The 21,305-nt window shown below is 63.3% G+C and carries 21 protein-coding genes; 18 read left to right on the top strand and 3 right to left on the bottom strand.

Annotated elements, in window-relative coordinates:
• Positions 1-789 (bottom strand): CoA-transferase subunit beta, encoded by a 789-nt coding sequence (locus tag AC1D1L_RS19220; RefSeq protein WP_477343040.1) that lies wholly within the window; start codon positions 787-789, stop codon positions 1-3.
• A complete protein-coding gene (locus AC1D1L_RS19215) occupies positions 786-1,643 on the bottom strand; it encodes a CoA transferase subunit A (RefSeq protein WP_352583674.1) in 858 nt (285 codons plus the stop codon). Before AC1D1L_RS19215 ends, AC1D1L_RS19220 begins: the two co-directional genes overlap by 4 nt.
• A 109-nt stretch (positions 1,644-1,752) precedes the next feature.
• On the opposite strand from AC1D1L_RS19215, the gene AC1D1L_RS19210 reads away from it, so the two are divergent.
• The 8 genes from AC1D1L_RS19210 to AC1D1L_RS19175 all read left to right on the top strand — a co-directional run bounded on the left by AC1D1L_RS19210 (position 1,753) and on the right by AC1D1L_RS19175 (position 9,423).
• Complete coding sequence (locus tag AC1D1L_RS19210; RefSeq protein WP_477343039.1) at positions 1,753-2,523, top strand: IclR family transcriptional regulator domain-containing protein; 771 nt, start codon at positions 1,753-1,755, stop codon at positions 2,521-2,523.
• 283 nt (positions 2,524-2,806) lie between these two features.
• Positions 2,807-3,532, top strand: a complete 726-nt coding sequence (locus AC1D1L_RS19205) for a GntR family transcriptional regulator (RefSeq protein ID WP_023815836.1) — start codon at positions 2,807-2,809, stop codon at positions 3,530-3,532.
• A 3-nt stretch (positions 3,533-3,535) separates the two neighbouring features.
• Complete coding sequence (locus AC1D1L_RS19200; protein WP_477343038.1) at positions 3,536-4,576, top strand: ADP-ribosylglycohydrolase family protein; 1,041 nt, start codon at positions 3,536-3,538, stop codon at positions 4,574-4,576.
• Complete coding sequence (locus AC1D1L_RS19195; RefSeq protein WP_477343037.1) at positions 4,573-5,547, top strand: PfkB family carbohydrate kinase; 975 nt, start codon at positions 4,573-4,575, stop codon at positions 5,545-5,547. The genes AC1D1L_RS19200 and AC1D1L_RS19195 overlap by 4 nt, the downstream gene beginning before the upstream one ends.
• Before the next feature lie 38 nt (positions 5,548-5,585).
• Positions 5,586-6,641, top strand: a complete 1,056-nt coding sequence (locus AC1D1L_RS19190) for an ABC transporter substrate-binding protein (protein ID WP_477343035.1) — start codon at positions 5,586-5,588, stop codon at positions 6,639-6,641.
• A 66-nt stretch (positions 6,642-6,707) separates the two neighbouring features.
• Positions 6,708-7,571, top strand: a complete 864-nt coding sequence (locus AC1D1L_RS19185; protein WP_112560252.1) for an ABC transporter permease — start codon at positions 6,708-6,710, stop codon at positions 7,569-7,571.
• Positions 7,571-8,359 (top strand): ABC transporter permease, encoded by a 789-nt coding sequence (locus AC1D1L_RS19180; protein WP_477343034.1) that lies wholly within the window; start codon positions 7,571-7,573, stop codon positions 8,357-8,359. The genes AC1D1L_RS19185 and AC1D1L_RS19180 overlap by 1 nt, the downstream gene beginning before the upstream one ends.
• Positions 8,359-9,423: an ABC transporter ATP-binding protein gene (locus AC1D1L_RS19175; RefSeq protein ID WP_477343033.1), complete on the top strand. Its 1,065-nt coding sequence runs from the start codon at positions 8,359-8,361 to the stop codon at positions 9,421-9,423. The genes AC1D1L_RS19180 and AC1D1L_RS19175 overlap by 1 nt, the downstream gene beginning before the upstream one ends.
• A 23-nt stretch (positions 9,424-9,446) precedes the next feature.
• Here AC1D1L_RS19175 and AC1D1L_RS19170 read toward each other — a convergent pair whose 3' ends face one another.
• Positions 9,447-10,478, bottom strand: coding sequence for a LacI family DNA-binding transcriptional regulator (locus AC1D1L_RS19170; RefSeq protein WP_112560255.1), 1,032 nt, complete (start codon positions 10,476-10,478; stop codon positions 9,447-9,449).
• Positions 10,479-10,829: 351 nt separating this feature from the next.
• Between AC1D1L_RS19170 and AC1D1L_RS19165 the strand changes: the two genes are divergently transcribed.
• From AC1D1L_RS19165 to AC1D1L_RS19120, 10 genes are all read left to right on the top strand, one after another.
• Positions 10,830-12,443, top strand: coding sequence for an extracellular solute-binding protein (locus tag AC1D1L_RS19165; protein ID WP_352583686.1), 1,614 nt, complete (start codon positions 10,830-10,832; stop codon positions 12,441-12,443).
• A gap of 75 nt (positions 12,444-12,518) precedes the next feature.
• On the top strand, positions 12,519-13,379 hold the full coding sequence (locus AC1D1L_RS19160) for a carbohydrate ABC transporter permease (protein WP_112560257.1): 861 nt from the start codon (positions 12,519-12,521) through the stop codon (positions 13,377-13,379).
• Positions 13,376-14,335 carry a carbohydrate ABC transporter permease gene (locus AC1D1L_RS19155; RefSeq protein ID WP_477343031.1) on the top strand — a complete coding sequence of 320 codons (960 nt, stop codon included), beginning with the start codon at positions 13,376-13,378 and terminating at the stop codon, positions 14,333-14,335. Before AC1D1L_RS19160 ends, AC1D1L_RS19155 begins: the two co-directional genes overlap by 4 nt.
• Positions 14,332-15,423 (top strand): ABC transporter ATP-binding protein, encoded by a 1,092-nt coding sequence (locus AC1D1L_RS19150; RefSeq protein ID WP_477343030.1) that lies wholly within the window; start codon positions 14,332-14,334, stop codon positions 15,421-15,423. Before AC1D1L_RS19155 ends, AC1D1L_RS19150 begins: the two co-directional genes overlap by 4 nt.
• Positions 15,424-15,427: 4 nt before the next feature.
• Positions 15,428-16,489 carry an ABC transporter ATP-binding protein gene (locus AC1D1L_RS19145; protein ID WP_477343029.1) on the top strand — a complete coding sequence of 354 codons (1,062 nt, stop codon included), beginning with the start codon at positions 15,428-15,430 and terminating at the stop codon, positions 16,487-16,489.
• Positions 16,490-16,524: 35 nt separating this feature from the next.
• Positions 16,525-17,613 carry a Gfo/Idh/MocA family protein gene (locus tag AC1D1L_RS19140; protein ID WP_477343028.1) on the top strand — a complete coding sequence of 363 codons (1,089 nt, stop codon included), beginning with the start codon at positions 16,525-16,527 and terminating at the stop codon, positions 17,611-17,613.
• A gap of 35 nt (positions 17,614-17,648) precedes the next feature.
• On the top strand, positions 17,649-18,563 hold the full coding sequence (locus AC1D1L_RS19135; RefSeq protein WP_112560262.1) for a sugar phosphate isomerase/epimerase family protein: 915 nt from the start codon (positions 17,649-17,651) through the stop codon (positions 18,561-18,563).
• A 71-nt stretch (positions 18,564-18,634) separates the two neighbouring features.
• Entirely contained in the window at positions 18,635-19,816 is a 1,182-nt protein-coding gene (locus AC1D1L_RS19130; RefSeq protein ID WP_477343027.1) for an aldose 1-epimerase family protein, read from the top strand.
• A gap of 46 nt (positions 19,817-19,862) precedes the next feature.
• Entirely contained in the window at positions 19,863-20,948 is a 1,086-nt protein-coding gene (locus tag AC1D1L_RS19125) for a fatty acid desaturase family protein (RefSeq protein ID WP_112560264.1), read from the top strand.
• Between the two features lie 26 nt (positions 20,949-20,974).
• Complete coding sequence (locus AC1D1L_RS19120) at positions 20,975-21,289, top strand: MocE family 2Fe-2S type ferredoxin (protein ID WP_112560265.1); 315 nt, start codon at positions 20,975-20,977, stop codon at positions 21,287-21,289.
• Positions 21,290-21,305: the final 16 nt, after the last annotated feature.

Here is a 21,305-nt window from a genome sequence, read left to right as displayed (position 1 = left end):
TCATGCAGCCTTTTGTTTTCCGCTTCCCTCATGCGCCGCCTTGGTGCGGGCCTGCAGGTCGCGCAATGTGGTCAGTTCGAGCGCTGTTGGCGCCGGCGTCTCTTCAAGCGCATCGGCAAATCTCACCGTCCAGCCGCAAGTGTCCTGCACCTGTTGGCGCGTCACGCCGGGATGCAGCGACACCACGGTGAATTCCTTGGTCACCGGGTCGGGCTTCCAGATGGCGAGGTCGGTGATCAGCAGCGTCGGCCCTGATGTGTCGATGCCGAGGTGCTGGCGATGGTCGCCGCCGTCGCCATGACCGAAGGAGGTGAAGAAGTCGATCTTTTCGACCATGCCGCGCTTCGATTGCGCCATGGTGATGTAGATCTCCTTCGACGAGGTGGCGATCTCCGGCGCACCGCCGCCGCCGGGCAGGCGGGTCTTGGGATGCGCATAGTCGCCGATGACGGTGGTGTTGATGTTGCCGAACTTGTCGAGCTGCGCCGCGCCGAGGAAGCCGATGGAGATGCGGCCGCCCTGCAGCCAGTAGCGGAACATTTCGGGCACCGAGACGGTGGTGACGGCGGTGTCGCAGAGTTCACCGTCGCCGATCGACAGCGGCAAAACATCGGGCGCGGTGCCGATGGTGCCGCTTTCATAAATTAGCGTGATGTCGGGCGCATGCGTCAGCCGCGCGACGTTGCAGGCGGCCGACGGCGCGCCGATGCCGACGAAGCAGACATCGTCGTTCTTCAAGGCGCGGCTGGCGGCGATGGTCATCATCTCATTGGGGGTGAAGCCGCTCATGCCGCGCTCCTCAGATGTTCGACTCGGGCCGCGAAATCATCGGCCGTGCGTTCGATGACATTGGCCTGCATCCAGGCCTGGAATTTTTCACGGTCGGCGGCGATCTCGTCCCATTCGAGATAGGCGGCGTTGTCACGCGCATAATAGCCGTGCGTGTAGGAGGGATGCGAGCCGCCGGGCACCACCGATATCGCAGCGATGGTCCAGCGCGGCAGCACGGTCAGATTGGGGTGCAGGTCGTCGAAATTGTCGACCACTTCCTCCACCGTCACCACGGCGCGTTTTGCTGCCAGCACCGCTTCCTTCTGGATGCCGACAATGCCTTCGACCAGCACATTGCCCTTTTTGTCGGCCTTCTGGGCGTGGATGAAGGTGACGTCCGGGCGGATCGAGGGAACCGCCGCCAGCACTTCGCCGGTGAACGGACAAGTGACCGACTTGATGTTCGGATTGACGGCGACAAGCCCAGCGCCGCGATAGCCGCGAAACACCGCACAGGGCAGTCCGGCCGCGCCCGCCTCATAAGCGTTGGCCATGCCGGCATGGCTGTGCTCCTCGATCTCGATCGCTCGGGGAAAGCTGTTCTCGATGGCGTCGCGGGCGCGCCGCAGCAGGCCGACGCCGGGATTGCCGACATAGGAGAAGATGATCTTCTTCGCCATGCCCATGCCGATCATCTGGTCGTAGATCAGGTCGGGGGTCATGCGGATCAGCGTGAGATCGCGAAAGCCCTGGCGGATCGCCTCATGCGCCGCCGCCGTCGGGATCAGATGGGTAAAACCCTCGAAAGCGACCGCGTCGCCATCATGCAGATTCTCGGCCACGGCCTCACTGAGCGGCAGGAATTTGACCATCGCAGGAAACTCCAAAAGTTCGTATTGCGAACATTTGTTTTGTATGCAATACATTTACATCAGGTCGCCGCGATGAGTCAATGGCGACGCATTGTTTCGCGGAGGTCGCATGGACGACGAGGGAACGACGCGCGACCATGTCGGTTCGCTGGAACGCGGCCTTGCGGTCATGGAGATCCTTGCCCGGCATCCGGCGGGCTTGACGCTGACCGAGATGGCGGAAGAGGCGGGGCTGACTCGCGCTGGCGCGCGCCGATTTCTGCTGACGCTGACCGCTACCGGTTATGCGACGCAATCCGGCCGGCTGTTTTCGCTTTCGCCGCGCCTGTTGACCATTGTGCGGACCTGGCTTGGCGGCGCTTCGCTGTGGAGCTTCGCGACGCCGATCCTGCGAGAGGTGGCAGGGCAGTTCAACGAGGCCTGCAATGCGGCGGTGCTGTCGGGCGAGGATGTCGTCTATGTCGCGCGCATCCCCGGCCGGCGCATCCTCAGCGTATCGCTCGATGTCGGCACCAGGCTGCCGGCGCATTGCACCTCGATGGGGCGGGTTCTGCTTGCGGGGCTCGCGCCGGACGAACTGAAGGCCTTCCTTGCCGAAGCAAGGATCGAGCGGCGGACGCCGAAGACGATCACCAGCCGCGCAGCCCTCAGCAAGGCGATCGACGCCGCGAGGGCGGGTGGCTTTGCCATCGTCGATGAGGAACTGGAGCTCGGCCTGCGCTCGATCGCCGTGCCGATCTGTGATCGCGCCGGCAAGACCGTCGCGGCGATCAACGTCTCGACCCAATCGGCGCGGTTTTCCGTCGAGGCGATGGAACGGGATGTCCTGCCGGAGCTGGGCAAGGCGAAACGGCGCATCGAAGAATTCTTCTTCGTTTAAGCAGCAGGCTAATCGCCTAAACGCGTACCGCCCTCATTGCCTTGCCGGGCATTTCTCCCCGTTTACGGGGAAGAAAGAGGCTGGCCCCCGCATTGCCGGCTTTATTTCTGAATGTTGGTGAAGTGGCGAAATCGTCGATGAGAGCGCCCCTCGCCCCGTTTGCGGGGAGAGTGCCGGCAGGCAGGTGAGGAGCAGCGCATGCACTCCCAACGAATCCCGTTGACCTCACGTCAAAACTCCAATATTGAACAGGACTATACAGGTTCACTGAACAGGTACCCATATGAAGCGGCGCGCAGTTCAACTGTCTCCCGGCACGGGCAAGCCCGAGCAGATCGCCACCGTTCTCGAACATGAAATCCGCTCCGGCGTGCTTGGCTTCGGCGACCGCCTGCAAAGCGAAAACGAGCTCGTCCAGCGCTTCTCCGTCAGCCGCAACACGGTTCGCAAAGGCCTTGAAGAACTGTCCAGCCGCGGGCTGATCACCACCAAGGTCGGCATTGGTTCCTTCGTCACCTTCGACGGCAAGCCAGTCGATGACAGCATCGGCTGGTCCCGGGCGCTGGCCAATGCCGGCGCCAATGCCGAGACGCGGACGCTGCGGCTGGAAGTGATCGAGGATGCCGATCTTGCCGCGCTACTTGGCATCGAAAGCCCGTTCTTCATCGCCGTCGACCGGGTGCGCACCAATGCCAGCGACGGCCATGCAATCTCCATCGAGCGCAGCCGGCTGCCGCTGTCGCCTGAACTCGAGGATGTGCCGCTGCGCGGCTTGCGCGAAGGCTCGTTGCACCAGACGCTGCGGGCCGCCGGGCTCATTCCCGACCATGGCGAGGAATGGGTCGGGATCGAGATGCTCAACGCCGAGGACGCGGCCATTCTCGGCTGCCCGCAAGGCACGCCCTTCCTGCGCGGGCGACGGCTGACGCGCGCCGCAGACGACCGGCCGATCGAATATGTCACCAGCCTGCTCAACCCGGCGCATTTTGCGCTGCATATGAGGTTTTGAGCGATGCCGGATGCAGCCGACAAGGTCGTTGATCGCGCGCTGGGCGCGCTTGTCGGTGGGGCGCTGGGCGATGCGCTCGGCATGCCGACGCAGCTTTTGTCGCCGGCCCGTATTGCCGAACTCTATGGCCATGTCGAGGATTTCGTCGCGCCTTTCGCCGACCATCCGGTGTCCAAGGGGCTCGTGGCCGGCACCATCACCGACGACACCGAGCAGGCGCTGCTGCTTGGTCGCATCCTTGTCGAGTCCGGCGACCGCTTCGACCATGCGCGTTGGGTCAACGCGCTTCTGGATTGGGAGCGCGACGTCAAGGCGCGCGGCAGCTACGATCTGCTTGGACCATCGACCAAGCGTGCCATCGATGCCATCAACAATGGTGTGCCGGCCGAAGAAGCCGGGCGCAGCGGCGACACCAATGGCGCGGCCATGCGCATCGCGCCTGTCGGCATCATGATGCCGCTGGAGCCGCTCGATGCGTTTGTGGCCAAAGTGGCGGAGACCTGCCGTGCCACGCACAATACGTCGATAGCCATCGCATCGGCTGCCGCGGTTGCAGCCGCGGTCAGTCTCGGTGTCTCGGGCAGCGACTGGCTCGCCGCATCCGGCCATGCCGTTGCCGCCGCACGACTTGGCGCCACTCTCGGCCATTGGGTCACCGGCGGCGACATCGCGGCGCGCATTATCTGGGCGCAGGAGCTCGTTCGGGGCAAGCCGGAGAAAGAAGCAATCAAGCTGATCGCCGACCTGGTCGGCACCGGCGTCGCCAGCCAGGAATCGGTGCCGGCGGCATTCGCGGTGCTGGAGGTCGCGCAAGGCGATGCATGGCGGGCAGCCGTCATTGCGGCCAACCTCGGCGGCGACACCGACACGATCGGGTCGATTGCAGCGGGCATGGCCGGCGCCTGCGCCGGACTGTCGAAGCTGCCGCAGGACCGCATCGCCGAACTGCATGGCATCGACATCGTGCAGGTTCGCGCGCTGGCCGGCGACCTGGTCGCCGCGCGAACCAGGAAGGCCGGACCAGGCAAGGAGGGCGCCGCATGAGCAGGCGGCTCGTCCATGTCGGCAGCGCTGTGGTCGATTATGTCTACGCGATCGACGCCTTACCGGCGGCCGGTACGGAAAAGACCGCAACGAGCTATGCGCGGGTCGCAGGCGGCGGCTTCAACATGATGGTCGCGGCAAGCCGCACCGGCATGAAGGTGGTGTTCGGCGGCCAGCTGGGCACCGGGCCGGACGGGGACTTCCTGCGCGCCGCATTCGCGGCCGAAGGCATCGAGACGCTGACGCCGCCGTCGCCGATCATGGACAGCGGCAATTGCGTCGCGATGATCAGTGGCGACGCCGAACGGACCTTCGTCTCCTGGCCGGGGGCCGAGAGCCGGCTCACGTCGGACATGATGAAGCCGGTCCAAGTCATGGCAAGAGACTGGGTTTTCACCTCGGGTTATACGCTGAGCTACCCGGGCAGCCGCGATGTGCTCGCCGACTGGATCGAGACGCTGCCGGCCGACATTCCTTTCGTCTTCGACCCGACGCCGGTGATCGCAGACATTCCGCGCCGGATCCTGGACAGGGTTCTCGCTCGCACGACCTGGCTGAGCTGCAACACCAATGAGGCCGCGGAAATCGCCGGCGCGGGCGATGCCCAGGCTGTCGCGATCCGATTGCTTGCCGAGCATTGCCCCAGGGCTGAGGGCGTCGTCATCCGTGCCGGCGCGCATGGCTGCCTTGTCCGCATGGCCGACGGCGGCACGCGAACGGTTCCCGGTTTCGAGGTGGAGGCTGTCGACACGAATGGCGCCGGCGACACGCATATCGGCGCCTTCGTCAGCGGCCTTTCGCGCGGCCTGAGCCCTTGTGACGCGGCACGTTATGCCAATGCGGCTGCCGCGCTTTCGGTCACCCGCCATGGCGGGTCGTCGGCGCCGATCGACACAGAAATCCAGGAATTCCTGAGCCAGCGCGGCGAAGCGACAACCGTGCATGGCCGGAAGGAAGCAACTGCAACTTAACAAGCCCATCAACCGGGCAAACAATGAGAGGAACGAACATGCGTATGCCCAGACTGACCGCTTTCCTGACTGCAACCTCCGTCATCGCCTCGGTGCTGGCGGCCAGCGCCGGCGAAGTGCACGTGCTCAACTGGAAGGGCTACGGCGCCGACGAGCCGTGGGCCGTCGAAGCCTTCGAGAAGGCGACCGGCAACAAGGTCATCAACGACTTCTTCAATTCCGAACAGGAAATGCTGACCAAGATCCGGACCAACCCGGGGCTCTACGACGTCGTCATGATCAATGCCGCCTTCAACGACCAGGCGATGGCGGAAAAGCTGATCCAGCCGATCGATGTGTCGAAGCTTTCCAACTATGCCAATATCAGCCCGGACAAAGCGAGCTCGCCGATGCTCGACCATGACGGCAAGGTCTATGGCGTGCCGTGGGTGTGGGGGCTGACAGCGCTTGCCATCAACGAAAGGTCCTTCGACAAGCCGCCGACATCAATCGCCGAAATGTGGAATGCCGCGCATAAGGGCCGTGTAGTCATTCGCGACGACGCCGTCGAGGCGGTCCAGTTCGGGGCCATCGCCACCGGCCAGAATATCAACGACATCAAGGATATGGAGGCGGTCAAGGCGAAGCTGACCTCGCTGATGCCGCAGATCAAGACCTTCTGGAGCTCGGAGAACGACTGGAACCAGATGGTCGCCTCCAACCAAATCGACATCGGCACCTACTGGAGCGGTTCGGCCGACCGCGCCAAGACCCACTTCAAGCTGCCGGTCTCGCTGGTCATCCCGCAGGAGGGCGCCGTCGCCTGGCTCGATGCTTTCTCCATTCCGGCCGGTTCGAAGAATGTCGAGGGCGCCGAAGCCTTCATCAACTACATGATCGACCCGAAATTCTATGTCGAATGGGTCACCAAGGTCGGCGCTCCCGTCTCCGCCAACACCAAGGCGGTGGAAGCGCTGCCGGAGGATGCCTTCAACCGCAAGGTGATGGGCGATCCCGAGGTTGCCAAACGCATCCAGTTCCAGGCGCCGATCACCGACAAACAGCGCGAAGCCTATCTGGCACTGTGGCAACAGCTCAAGGTCGACGTGAAGTAAAGCTTACGTCCCGGCCAGCCGGCGGTTCGCGCCGGCTGGTCTTTCAATCCTGGGAGGAGGGTTACCATGGCAGCGCAGGGTACGTCGCGCAGCGGGCTGAGCTCGGCGCTGCCGCTGCTGGCGCCGGCCTATCTCTGGCTGACGGCGGCGATCTTCCTGCCGCTTTCGGCCATGGTGTTCTTCTCCTTCATGACCGACCTGCCGCTGTCGGGAAAGCCATGGGCTTTTACGCTCGGCAACTATGCCGCCTTCTTCTCGCAAAGCCTTTACCTGACGCTGCTGCTCGCCTCGCTCAGGCTCGGCCTCGAAGTGACGCTGTGGTGCGTCATCATCGGCTATCCTGCGGCCTATGTGCTGGCCAAGGTGCTGAAGGGCCGCAGCCGCGAGGCGATCTTCCTGCTCGTGATCCTGCCGTTCTGGTCGAACGGGCTGGTGCGCATTTTCTCATGGGCGATGGTTTTGCGCGAGGGCGGCATTCTCGACACGGCGCTCAATGCGGTGCTGCCGTTCAAGATCAACATCGATCTGATGTATTCCTACCCGGCCGTCATCATCGGTCTGGTGCACTCCTACGTGCCCTACATGGTGCTGACCTGCTATTTAACGCTGCAAGCAATTGACGACTCGCTGATCGAGGCCGGCCGCTCGCTCGGCGCCTCGCGGTTGCAGGTGCTGAAGCGGGTGATCATCCCGCTGTCGATGCCCGGACTGGTGGCGGGTGCCGCGCTGATCTTCGTGCCGGTTGTCGGCTCTTTCATGGAGCCGCGCATTCTTGGCGGGCGCACCGGCACGTTCTACGGAACGATCATCGAGGACCAGTTCGTCGCAGTCTTCAACTGGCCGCTGGGGGCGGCTTTGTCCTTCATCCTGCTGGCGGTCGTGCTGGTGATCCTGGCGGTTGCCTCGCCGGTGCTCAAGAGGGCCGCGTGATGATGACGACCCGCGTCCTCGAAGGGCTCGGCCGCTTCTATATCGGCCTGCTGCTCACCTTCCTCTATCTGCCGATCATCATCATGGCGCTGATGTCGCTCAACGTCTCGCCGTTCTATCAGCTGCCGTTCGAATGGACGACGGAATGGTACGCTTCGCTATGGCAGAACGACCAGCTCATCGCTGCCACCTGGAACAGCCTGGAGATCGCCGTGATCACCACCATCATCTGCGTGGTGCTTGGCTCGGCAGCATCGCTGGCGCTCTACCGCTACGACTTCCGCGGCAAGAAATTCCTGCAGGCGCTGCTGTTTCCGCCGATCGCCATTCCGTGGCTGATCACCGGCACGGCGATGCTGATCTTTTTCTTCGGCGTCGGCATCGGGCGCGGCCTGTTCGCCATCCTGCTCGGCCATGTGGCGCTGGCGTTGCCCTATGTCATCGTCGTCGTATCGCCCCGGCTGCAGACTTTTGCGCCGGAACTGGAAGAGGCGGCGCGGTCGCTCGGCGCCAATCAGTGGCAGGTCACAGCCCGCGTGACGCTGCCATGGATCATGCCCGGCGTCATCGCCGGCGGCTTGTTCGCGTTTGCCGTGTCGTTCGACCAGTTCGTCGTCTCCTACTTCCTGGCGACGCCGGGGCAGACGACGCTGCCGGTCGAAATCTATGCCGCGATCCGCAAGGGTTTCACGCCCGAGATCAATGCGGTCTCGACCATTATCATTGTCGTGTCGATGGCGCTGATGCTGCTCACGGCGCGCTTCTTCAAATTCGGCGGAGAGAAATAATGGCTGGCGTCCAGGTATCGAATGTGTCGCGCAGCTTCGGGGCGCACAAGGCGCTGGACGATGTGTCCATCGATTTCGCCGATGGCGGTTTTTATGCGCTGCTTGGTCCCTCGGGCAGCGGCAAGACCACGCTGCTCAGACAGATCGCCGGGTTCGATTTCCCTGATAGCGGCCGCATCGCCATCGGCGGTGAAAGTGTGGAACGCGTGCCGGTCGAAAAGCGGCAGATCGGCATGGTGTTCCAGAACTATGCGCTGTTCCCCAATATGAGCGTCGCCGACAATGTCGCCTTCGGCCTGTCGGTGCGAGGCGAGGCCAAGGCGACCATTGCCAGTGAAGTGCAGCGCGCGCTCGATCTGGTGCAACTCGGCAAGCTTGGCGGCCGCCGGCCGCACCAGCTCTCCGGCGGCCAGCGCCAGCGCGTCGCATTGGCCCGCGCCATCGTCACCAAACCGCGCGTGCTGTTGCTCGACGAGCCGCTCGGCGCGCTCGACAAGGCGTTGCGCGTCGACATGCAGATCGAGCTGAAGCGCATCCAGCGCGAGATCGGCATCACCACCATCTTCGTCACCCACGACCAGGAAGAGGCGCTGACGATGAGCGATCGCATCGGCATATTGCGCGACGGCAGGCTGGTGCAGGAAGGGCCGCCGGAGGAAATCTACGACCGGCCGAAGAGCGAATTCGCCGCCACCTTCCTCGGCGACGCCAACATTTTTCGCGGCGACACCACCGGCAATGGCATCCGCTTGGCCGACGGCACGGCGATCGCCGCCGGGGCAGGTGCAAAGCTCGCCGCCGGGGCCAAGGCGAGCTGCGCGGTGCGGCCCGAACGCATCCGCATCGCCACCGATGCGGGGGCGCCGGATGCGGTCAACGCCAACATGCTCAAGGGGCAGGTGTCCAAGCGTATCTTTGCCGGCAATAACAGCACCTATTTCGTCGAGCGGGCCGGCCAGACGCTGAAGGTCATCGTCCAGAACACCGGCATCGAGCGGCTGGCCGAAGGGCAGGACGTGGTGCTTCGCTGGTCGCCGGAGAGCACGGTGCTGATCGCCGGATAGGATCCGGCCAAGCCTTCTACTGCTCAAATCTCCGGGATGTTTTCCCTGAAGATCACCTGCAGCCGGGGCTGGTGCAGTTCGTAGGGCAGGCCTTTCACTGCATGGGTCAGCGTGTTGAGCGCCTCGCGGGCCTCGACGCGCGGGTTCTGGTCGATGACCGCGTCGAGCGTGCCGTCGAGCAGCAGGTCCTTGGTTCCGTCCGTTACTTCATGGCCGAGAAACACGGTCGAATGTTCGCGGCCGCGCTCCTTCAGCGCGCGGGCAATGCCGGTGTTGCCGGCGCCGACATTGTAGATCGCGGCCAGATCCGGATGGCGCTCCAAAAGGGCGGACGCCTCCGAATAGGCTTTCTCGCGGTCGTCGAGCATTTCGCGCATTTCGACGATCTGCAGGTTCGGCGATTCCTCCGTCAGTATGTGGCGGAAACCCATCTCCCGTTCCTCATGGCCGCGATAGGAGAGCGAGCCGGCGAACAACGCCACCTTGCCCGGACGCCCTGATCCCATGAAGCGGTTGAGCAGATAGCCGGCCAGTCGCCCGGCGGCGCGGTTGTCGATGCCGATATAGGCGACCCTCGGCACATGCTGGATGTCGGAGGCGATGGTGACGACCTTGATGTCGTTGGCCGACAGCGAGCGGATCGCCTCGCGCACCGTCGGGTGGTCGAGCGCGATGACGCCGACACCTTGCGTCTGGCCGCGCAAATCCTGCAGCAGGCGGGCGAGCCGGTCCGGATTGAACCCTTCAATGGTGGAGACATGGACGTCGAGATCGGGCCGCGCCTGCGCCTGCGCCTCGATGTGGCGATGCAGCATCTTGATGAAGGAGTTTGTGCCGGCCGGAAGCGCGAAGTCGAGCCGGATGACGTCGCCGGAGAAGGCGCTGCGCGGCACCGGGCTGTTCGAATTTTCCGCGATGTAGCCAAGCCGCTGTGCCGTCTCGAGCACGACTTCGCGGGTGCGCGCCCGAACGCCGGCACGGTTGTTGAGCACACGGTCGACCGTGGCCGGGGAGACACCGGCTTCCCGGGCTATGTCTGTCAGCGTGGACCGCACTGTCGATCACCTCAGCAAAAGCATCAAAATCGCGCAACCCGGACTCGGATGACGGTTCATCGCTGTCCGCGATTCTGATGGGAAATGATGTAACCGGCCTTAGCCGATGCGCAAGCCATTGCGCTAAACCAAATCATGCGGCCCAGCCGCGCGTGTGAGGCGAGCCGCATTTTCCCATCAAATACAGGCATCGAGAGGGGTGACTGCTGATCGGTGTAAGGCATTTTCTCTCCCTGTATGCGATGTTATGATGTTTTTTGATTATTTATGATGTTGACAGCCTTTGCATAGTGCCGTCAATATCAATCATCGGAGCCATGGAGGAACAAGGCTCTGAGGGAGGAGTTTTCAATGTCTGATTTGATCCGCATGTCGCGGCGCCGTTTGCTGGCGTCCGGTGGAAAGGCGGCCGTCTTCGTGGCCGCGGCAGGTATCGCCCCGCAATTCATTCGCCCCGGCCGCGCCTTTGCGGCCGACGCGCTGGCGCCGGGCATGATCGGCGGCCCGACCGGCTTCGACGGCGCCGAGCGCTATCAGTATGGCGCCGACACGCCGGAAGGCCGCGCCATCGAGGCGGCCAAGGCGCTGAAGGGCGCCGGCAAGGCACCGGCCAAGATCGTGCTCGGCCTCTCGGATGGCTCGATCGGCCAGCTGACGCAGCCGTTCCCGGCCGGTGCGCCGTCGATCAAGGATCTGTGGGAAAAGGAAACCGGCATTCCGATCGAAATCGTCGGCCTGCCGAACGGCCAGGAATTCACCAAGACGATGCAGGACATCTCCACCAAGGGTGGGGCCTACGACATCTACTCGACGGAATGGAACCGCCTCGGCGACCTCGCCGAAACCGGCGGCATCGCCAAGCTCGACGACTTCGTCGCCCAGTACAAGCCGGAGTGGGACGACCCCAAGACCGGCTATGTCGACGGCGCCAAGGGCGTGTCGCTGCTCAACAAATATCGCGGTTCGACCTATGGCGTGTCGCTGGACGGCGACTTCCAGACCTGGGTCTACCGCACCGATCTGTTCGGCGACGAAGCCGAGAAGAAGGCGTTCAAGGACAAATACGGCTACGATCTGGCGCCGCCAAAAACCTGGAAACAGCACGGCGACATCGCCGCCTTCTTCCAGCGCCCGGACAAGGGCCTGTTCGGCTCGACCGACCTGCGCAACCAGGGCTGGGGCTACACCAACTGGTATCAGCGCTATGTTTCGATGGCGTCGCCCAACCAGTTCCTGTTCGGCGAAGACGGCAAGCCGCTGATCAATTCCGAACAGGGCATTGCCGCCACCAACGAATACATCGCCTCGCTGGCGCATCATTCGCCGGATGCGATCTCGTGGGGCTGGCCGGAGCAATATGGCAATTTCGCCAAGGGTGGGGCGGCGATGACCTGCGCCTTCTCCAATCTGCCGAAATTCCTCGACAATGCCGGCAACAAGGATTCGGCTGTCACCGGCAAGATCGGCTCCATGCTGCCGCCCGGTCGCGAGATCGGCGGCAAGCTGATCAGCCGTTCGGTGCTGTGGTTCTCGCTGACCGGCATGGTCTCATCGCAGTCGAAAAACCAGGAGGTCGCGTATCTCCTGCTGCAATGGCTGGGCTCCGCCCGCATCTATGCCTGGATGACGGCCAATCCGGGCGGCTATTTCGATCCGTTCCGGCTGTCGGACTTCTCCGATCCGCTGGTTCGCCAGACCTATCACGCCTACCACATGGACGTGGTGCGCGAGACGGTCGCCCGCACCGTGCCGACCATCAACTATCCGGGTGCCACCGCCTTCCACAATGCGCTGGACGAGAACCTGATGGCATCGCTGACCAAGGCCAAGACCGCAGAGCAGGCAATGGCCGACACCGAGAGCGAGTGGAAGAAGATTGCCCGCCGCATCGGCGAGGACAAGCTTCTCGAAGCCATCAAGACCAACAAGGAGGCCTGGCCGACCGTTCTCGATCCGATCAGCTGATCCGGGATCAAAAGGGAGGGGAGGGGCTTGTCGCTCCTCCTCTCCGCTAAACGACGCCACCAGCAAAGCAGCCAGATGAAGCGTTCCGCTCCCTTCGAGATATTCCGCTATGCCGCGATTGCCGCGGCCATGGCGGTGACGTTGATCCCGATCCTGTGGATGGTGTCGATGGCGTTCAAGCCGATCGCCGAATGGTCGGCAACCGGCGCCGAGCTGACATGGTGGCCGAAAAACCCGACGCTCAGCAATTTTCGCTTCGTCTTCGGCGAGTCCACCAACAATCTGATCGTCGCGCTTGACCGCAACGCGCTGAAACCGATCCTGTCGTCGCTGCTGTCGGCCACGTTCGGAACAGCGATCGCCATGTCGGCCGGTACCGCAGCCGCCTACGGGCTGTCGCGCTTCGGCTCGGGCCAGAACCTGCCGCTGGCGCTGATCCAGCTCAGGCTGTTTCCGCCGATGGCGGTGATGACGCCTGTCATGATCATGTGGGCTTTCCTCAATTTCACCGACAGCTGGTGGGGGCTATCGCTGATCTACGGCATCGTCACGCTGCCGTTCGCCTTCTGGCTGATGAAGACCTTTTTTGACGACATGCCGCGCGAGATCGAGGAAGCGGCCTTGGTCGAGGGCTGTTCGCGGTGGCGCGTCTTCACCCGCATCACGCTACCGATGATGCGCGCTCCGCTGGCGAGCGCAGCGCTCTTCGTCTTCATCCTCAACTGGTCGGACTATCTGATCGCGCTGCTGTTGACGACGCGCGAATGGGTGACGATCCCCGTCTACATGGCCTCGCTGTCATCCTCGATGACCGGACAGCTCTACGGGGCCAAGGCGGCGCTCGGCCTGATCGCCGCGGTACCGCCGGTGATCATGGGCATCGCCATCCAGCGCCATCTGGTGCGCGGCCTGACCTTTGGGGCGCTCAAGCAATGAGCGCGGTGACCGCAACGATTTCGGAGGACGACATGGACGCCGTCCAGGCAAAGCCGGCCCAGCGGGACGATGGCGCAAAACTCGGCTTTCGGCTGACGCTGCCGGCGCAGATCCTGGTGCTGTTCATCGCCGTCTTCCCGCTGCTGATGCAGCTCTACATCAGCCTGACCGACTGGTCGCCGCTGTCGGGCCTCGGCTGGTGGAGCGCCTGGTCGATGTGGAACAGTTTTGCCAACTACACCGACCTTGCCGCCGATGCGCGCTTCTGGAGCGCGCTGAAGCGCACGGCCATCGTCATGATTGTTTGCGTGCCGGTGGAATTCCTGCTCGGGCTGGCGCTGGCAACGCTGTTTGCCGACGAGTTTCCGGGCAAGCGCATCTTCTATTCGATCCTGCTGATGCCGATGATGGTGGTGCCGGCGGTGGCCGGCTACATGTTCTTCATGCTGTTCCAGTCCGGCGGCCCGGTGAACGACATCTTGTCGTCGCCCACCGGTTCTCCGGTGACCATTGCCTGGCTGTCGGACCCGACGCTGGCGCTGTTTGCCGTCATGGTCGCCGACATCTGGCAGTGGACACCGCTGATGTTCCTCATCCTGCTCGCCGGCCTGGTTGGCGTGCCGGAGGACCAGATCAAGGCTGCGACATTGCTTGGCGCCAATCCGTGGCAGCGCTTCGTCACCATCGTGCTGCCGAAGATGAAGACGATCATCATCATCGCGCTGGCGATCCGGGTGATCGAGAACTTCAAGATCTTCGACACGCTCTACATCATGACCGGCGGCGGTCCCGGCGTCGCCACCGAAACCATCTCGGTCTACATCTACAAGCTGACCACGCAGGACCTGATCTGGGGTTATGTCGCGGCGATCGCGCTGGCCATATTGATCGTGCTGTCGATCGCAGCGGTGTTTGCCATGAAGCGCATGGCGCGTACAGCGGAGATGCCGGCATGAGCGCCATCCATTTGCAGAACCTGGTCAAGAAATTCGGCGACTTCACCGCGCTGAAGACCATGGATCTGGCCATCGCCGACGGTGAGTTCATGGCGCTGCTCGGCCCCTCGGGCTGCGGCAAGTCGACGACGATGAACATGATCGCCGGCATGGAAGAGCCGACCGGCGGCAAGATCCTGTTTGGCGAGCGGGACATGGCCGGCGTGCCGATGGGGCGGCGCGGCGTCGGCTTCGTGTTCCAGAATTATGCCATCTTCACCCATATGACGGTGCGCCAGAACCTCGGCTATGGACCGAGGATGCGCGGCGCGGCGCGAGCCGAGATCGACCGCCGCGTCGGCGCCATTGCCGAGATGCTGCAGCTGACGCCGCTGCTCGACCGCAAGGCCGACCGGCTGTCGGTCAACATTCTGCAGCGCGTGGCGATTGGCCGCTCGGCGATCATGGAGCCGGCGATCTTCCTGCTCGACGAGCCGCTGTCCAATGTCGACGCCGCCTTCCGGGCCGTCATGCGCACCGAGCTGAAGCAGTTGCAGCGCCAGTTCAAGCAGACCATGGTCTATGTCACCCACGACCAGCTCGAAGCGATGACCATGGCCGACCGCATCGCTGTCATGGACCATGGCGTGCTGCAGCAGGTCGGCACGCCGCTCGAGGTCTACAACAATCCGGCCAATCTGTTCGTCGCCCGCTTCATCGGCGCGCCGGGCATGAACCTGCTCAAGGGCTGGCTGGCGGAAAGCGACCGCGGCCTGATCGTCGACCTCGGTCCGCTGGGCGCCACGCCACCGCTGCCCGACGATATCGCCGCTTCCGTGCGCCGAGCGCGCGGCGAAGTGTTTTACGGCTTTCGTCCGGAGCAGGTGACACTGGTACAGCGTGGCCCGGGCCTGTCGATGCCGGTGACCTTCGTCGAGCGGATCGGCGCGCGCACTATCGTCCATCTCGGTGAGGGTGAGAGCGCCGTGAAGGCGGTGTTCGACAATGATGTCGGCCTGGCGATCGGGCAAATCGCCATCCTCGCGCCGGCCGCGCAGTCGGTGCGCATCTTCGACGCCGCCACCGGCCGCGCCATGAAAGCGGACTGAGACCATGGCCGACATCGTCTTCCGCAATGTGACCAAGCGCTACGGCAAAACACTCGCCGTCGACGACGCCTCGTTCACGGTCAACGACAACGAGTTTTTTTGCTTTTTCGGTCCGCCGCTGTCGGGCAAGTCTACAATCCTACGCTTGGTGCTTGGGCTGGAAGCGCCTGATACGGGCGAGATCCTGATCGGCGGCAAACCGGTCAATGCGGTGTCGCCGGCCGAGCGCAACGTGGCCATGGTGTTCCAGAATCTGGCGCTGTTCCCGCATATGAGCGCGCTCGACAATGTGCGCTTCCCGCTGGTCGAACGCGGGGTCGCCGAACTCCAGATCAAAAAGCGCGTCGCCGATGTCGCCGCCAAGCTGCATATCGGTCATATCCTGCACAAGCCGCCGGCGCAGCTTTCGGGCGGCGAGCGGCAGCGCGTAGCGATTGCGCGTGCGTTGGTGCGCGATCCCAATGCCTATCTGATGGACGATCCGATCTCGGCGCTCGACGCGCGGCTGCGCGAGGAGACGCGCGTCGAGCTGAAGCGCATCCAGCGCGAACTCGGCAAGACGTTGATCTACGTCACGCACGACCAGGAGGAGGCGATGTCGGTCGCCGACCGCATCGCCATCCTGGAGAACGGCAAGATCAGGCAGATCGGCGCGCCGGCCGAAATCTACGACCGCCCAGCCAGCACCTATGTGGCGCGACTGCTCGGTTCGCCGATGATGAACATCCTGAAATCGGTGCGCGGCGCCAGCGGCGTCGAGGCGGCGGAAGGCACGATCCGCATCGCTGATAAGGCTGCTCCAACCGATGCCGTCGAGATCGGGCTCAGGCCGGAAGACATCAAGGTCGGGCCATGGGTGGATGGGACGTCAAGCCGTCCGGCGCGGGTGTTCGAGGTCGAGCCGCTGGGCGGCTATACGGTGGTGACGCTGGCCGCCGGGCAGGCACGGCTGCGGGCGCTGCTGCGCGGTCAGCCCGACATCAGGCCGGATGCAATGGTGGCGATATCCTGCGAGCCGGCCCGCGTGCATTATTTCGGACAGAGCGGGGGAGCGCTGGCACGTTGACGGCGACGCTCAGAGAAGAATTTCGGGAGGACCAGATGACAAACAAGGGCTTTGAGCCGGACGTGAAGGTCCGCACGAAGGAATACAGAATCGGCTGCGTCGGCGCCGGCATGATCATGGCCGAATGCCATCTGGCTGCCTACAAGGAGGCCGGCTTTCCTGTGGTGGCGATTGCCTCGCGCACCAAGGCCAGCGCCGAGAAAGTCGCCAAGCGCTGGAGCATTCCGACCGTCCACGACACGCCGGAACAGCTGATCGAGGACACAAATGTCGAGATCATCGACCTAGCCTTTCCGCCGGACCAGCAGCCGGCGCTGATCCGCCATGCGCTGAAGCAAAAGCACATCAAGGCGATCCTGGCGCAAAAGCCGCTGGCGCGGTCGCTCGAGGATGCGATCGAGTTGCGCGACGCGGCGGCCAAGGCCGGCAAGATCCTCTCGGTCAACCAGAACATGCGCTACGACCAGTCGATGCGTGTCCTGAAGCAGATCATGGACAGCGGCGCGCTGGGCGACATCGTCTTCGCGCAGATCGACATGCACGCCATCCCGCACTGGCAGACTTTTCTCGAGGACTATGACCGGCTGACGCTCGCCAATATGAGCGTGCACCATCTCGACGTGCTGCGTTTTCTGTTTGGCGATCCCGACGAGATCACGACTCTGACGCGCAAGGACCCGCGCACAAAATTCGACCATTCCGACGGCATCACCGTGTCGACGCTGCGCTTTCCCTCCGGCGTGCTCGCGGTGTCGCTGGAAGATGTCTGGTCCGGTCCGCGCCAGGATGGCTACAAGGACGACCAGCACATCAATTGGCGCGTCGACGGCACCAAGGGTGTCGCCAAGGGCACGATCGGCTGGCCGACAGGCTCCGCCTCGACGCTGACCTACGCCTCGACCGAAACCACCGACGGCAAATGGGTGACGCCCAGCTGGGACACGATGTGGTTCCCGCATGCCTTCATCGGCGTCATGGAGCAGCTCCAGCACGCGGTGAAGACCGGCACGCCGCCGGCGCTCTCCGTCGCCGACAACGTCAAGACCATGGCGCTGGTCGAAGCCGGCTACCGCTCGATCGACAAGGGCCGCACGGTCAAGCTTTCCGAAATCTCGACAAACTGAATCAACTGAATCGCTTACAGGGAGGACTTCACACCATGATGCAATCCGGGATTTTTACGGGGTACTTCCCCTACGGGCTCGAAGAGACGGCGAAGAAAATTCGCGGCCACGGCTTCAACACCGTACAGCTCGACCTGCACTTCAAGGATATCGACCTGTCGGCCGGCCAGATCACCAAGGACAAGGCCAAGAAAGTCCGCGATACATTTCGTGCCTACGACCTGCCGATCTGCTGCATCTCGGGCTACACCAATGTCATTCATCCCGACCTCGCGCACCGCAAGGCGAATGTCGATCGGCTGAAGGAAATCATCCGCAACGCCCGCCAGCTCGGCTCGGCCTATGTGATCTCGGAAACCGGCACCTACAACACCGAGAGCGAGTGGATGAGCGATCCCAAGAACAAGTCCGAAGAGGGCTTTGAAATGTGCCGCAAGGTGATCGCCGAACTGGCGCAGGAAGCCTACGACCACGGCTCGATGTTCCTGCTCGAAACCTACGTCAACAATGTCGTCGGCTCGGTCGAGGAAACGGTGCGCATGTTCGCGCAGGTCGACCATCCCGGTCTCGGCCTGCTGATGGACCCGACCAACTATTTCGAAAGCCACAACATCGACCAGATGGACAAGGTGCTGAACCAGGTGTTCGACACGCTGGCCGACAAGGTCAAGATTGCGCACGCCAAGGATGTCGCGCGCGCCGGCGACGACAAGAGTGAGAAGCACGCCGATATCGGCGATGATGACGCGCTCGCCTCGCACACCTTCCGCGGCGTCGGCGAGATGGTGCTCAACGCACCGGGCACCGGTTCGCTCAACTACGATCTCTATCTGCAGCGCCTGGCGCAGAAGAACCCGAACATCCCTGTCATCATCGAGCATCTCTCGGAAGACGATGTGCCGAGGGCGAAGAAATTCCTCGACGACAAGTTCCGCGCCAACGGCCTTTGACACCAACACCCCTTGCGTCGCCGCTTTGCGGCGGCGCATCGCCACAGCGAAGTGAGAGAAGCGGCCGGCACATGGTAGAGCTTTACGGCAAGACGCTTTCGCGCCGGCAGGTCAGCGAACGTTCGGGCATGCTGTCGCAATTTGCCGGCGTGCGGCTGATGACACTTGGCGACGGCGTCGAACGCGGCATCCGCATGCTCGAATTCCGCACCGGCTCGGGCCTGCGCTTCACGGCGCTGGTCGACCGGGCGCTCGATATCGCCGATTGCGATTTCAGGGGCCAGGCGATCGGCTGGCATTCGCCAAGCGGGTTCCGTCATCCCGGCCTGCACGACTATGAAGGCGAGCAGGGACTTGGCTGGGCGCGTTCGTTTTCCGGGCTGCTTTTGACCTGCGGTCTCGACCATATTCTGGGCCGCGATGAAGTGCCGGCCGACACCTACAACTATCCCGGCAAGAAGAGCGTGGTCCATTCGCTGCATGGCCGCATCGGCACCATTCCGGCGCGGCTGACCGGTTATGGCGAGGCCTGGGACGGCGACCGCTGCGTGCTGTGGGCCGAGGCGATCGTCCAGCAGGCGACGGTGTTCGGCGAGGATCTGCATCTGTTGCGCCGCATCGAGGCCGATGTCGGCGGCAACGAGATCCGACTTTCCGATCGCGTCGTCAATCACGGCTTCAACCGCACGCCGCATATGTATTTCTACCACATCAATGTCAGCCATCCCTTGCTCGACGAAGGGTCGCGCTATCTGGCACCGATCAAGGATGTCGTCTGGGCCGGACATGCCGGCGAGCGCTACGAGGCGCAGCAGGTCGGCTACCGCACGATGCCGGCGCCGCAACTGGGGTTCAGCGAGCAGGTCTGGCAGCATGAAATGGCCGCCAATGCCACCGGCGAGGTGCCGGTGGCGGTGGTCAACGACCGGCTCGGCCTCGGCTTCGAAGTGGTGACGCGCAAGGACCAGCTGCCTTGCGCCTATCAGTGGCAGAATTTCCAGGCCGGACAGTATGCGCTGGGCATCGAACCCTCGACGCATCATGTGCTCGGCAACCTTGCGGCGCGTGAACGCGGCGAGATGATCTGGTTGGAGCATGGCGAAAGCCGCTCCTACGATGCGGTGTTCCGCGTTCTCGACGGCGCCGATGAGATCATCGCTGCAGAGCGCCGGATTGCTGCCATCGCGCAGCAGCCGCGCGAGGATTACCCGAAGCCGTCGGGCAATTTTCCTGGATTGGCGGGCAAGGCATGACCGGGATGCAAAACTTCGGCTGGCGGGCCGGAAATCGGAGGTCGATGTGACGGAGAAAAAGCGCGACTACAGCCTGGTTGGCGAAAGCACGCGGCGGGCGATCGAGACCGGTCTGGCCTCGGCCGAATGGTATCACACCGATGTCTCGCGCAAGGCGATGAAGGAGCTGATGCAGCGTTCGGACGGCCCGGCGATCCGTGACACCATCATCTGGATCGTCGCCATACTGGGCTCTGCTGCCGGCGGCATCTGGTTCTGGGGCACCTGGTGGTGCGTGCCGTTCTTCTTCGTCTATGGCTTGCTCTATGGCTCCTCCAGCGACTCGCGCTGGCACGAATGCGGTCATGGCACCGCATTCAGGACGCGCTGGATGAACGATGCGATTTATCAGATCGCCAGCTTCATGGTGGTGCGCAATCCGGTGACCTGGCGCTGGAGCCATGCCCGCCACCACACCGACACGATCATCGTCGGCCGCGACGCCGAGATCGCGGTGATGCGGCCGCCGGACCTGCTGCGCGCCGCCCTTGCCTTCACCGGCATTCTCGATTTCCGCTATTCGCTGCCGACACTGGTGCGCAACGCCTTCGGCAACATCTCGCCCGACGAGAAAAGCTACATCCCCGAGATGGAGCAGCCGAAGGTCATCACCGCCGCACGCTGGCATGTCGCCATCTACGTCGCGACCATCGCGCTGGCGCTCTATATGTGGTCGTTCCTGCCGCTGATGATCATCGGCCTGCCGCGCCTCTACGGCAGCTGGCACATGGTGCTGACCGGCCTGCTGCAGCATATCGGTCTGGCCGACAATGTCGTCGACCACCGGCTCAACACCCGCACCGTCTACATGAACCCGATCAGCCGCTTCATCTACTGGAACATGAATTACCATGTGGAGCATCACATGTTCCCGATGGTGCCCTACCATGCGCTGCCCCGGCTGCATGAGCTGATCAAGCATGATCTGCCGGAGCCCAACCCGTCGATGTGGCATGCCTATCGCGAGGTCTGGCCGGTGATGCTCAAGCAGCTCAAATACGAGGACTATTTCCTCAAGCGTGAACTGCCGGCGACTGCGCGGCCCTACCGGGGTGAATTCCACGACTTGAACATGTCGGCGGCGGCGGAATAGGCTTCCGATCTCAGCAGGAGAGAAAAATGGCTGACTGGGTTGAAGCGTGCGCCGTCGACGCTGTCGACGAAGAGGATGTCATCCGCTTCGATCATGGCGGTCGCAGCTTTGCGATCTATCGCTCGCCCGATGACGAATTCTTTGCCACTGACGGGTTTTGCACCCATGAGAAGACGCATCTGGCCGACGGGCTGGTCATGGACGACATCATCGAATGCCCCAAGCACAATGGCCGCTTCAACTACAAGACAGGGGCCGCCAAGGGCGCGCCTGTCTGCGTCAATCTCAGGACCTATGCAGTTAAGGTCGAGGCTGGCAAAGTGATGATCGACATCAGCTGACCGGCCTGCAGTAGCC

This window comes from Mesorhizobium sp. P2_D6 (assembly GCF_056404315.1).
This window is presented reverse-complemented; position numbering and strand designations above follow the sequence as displayed.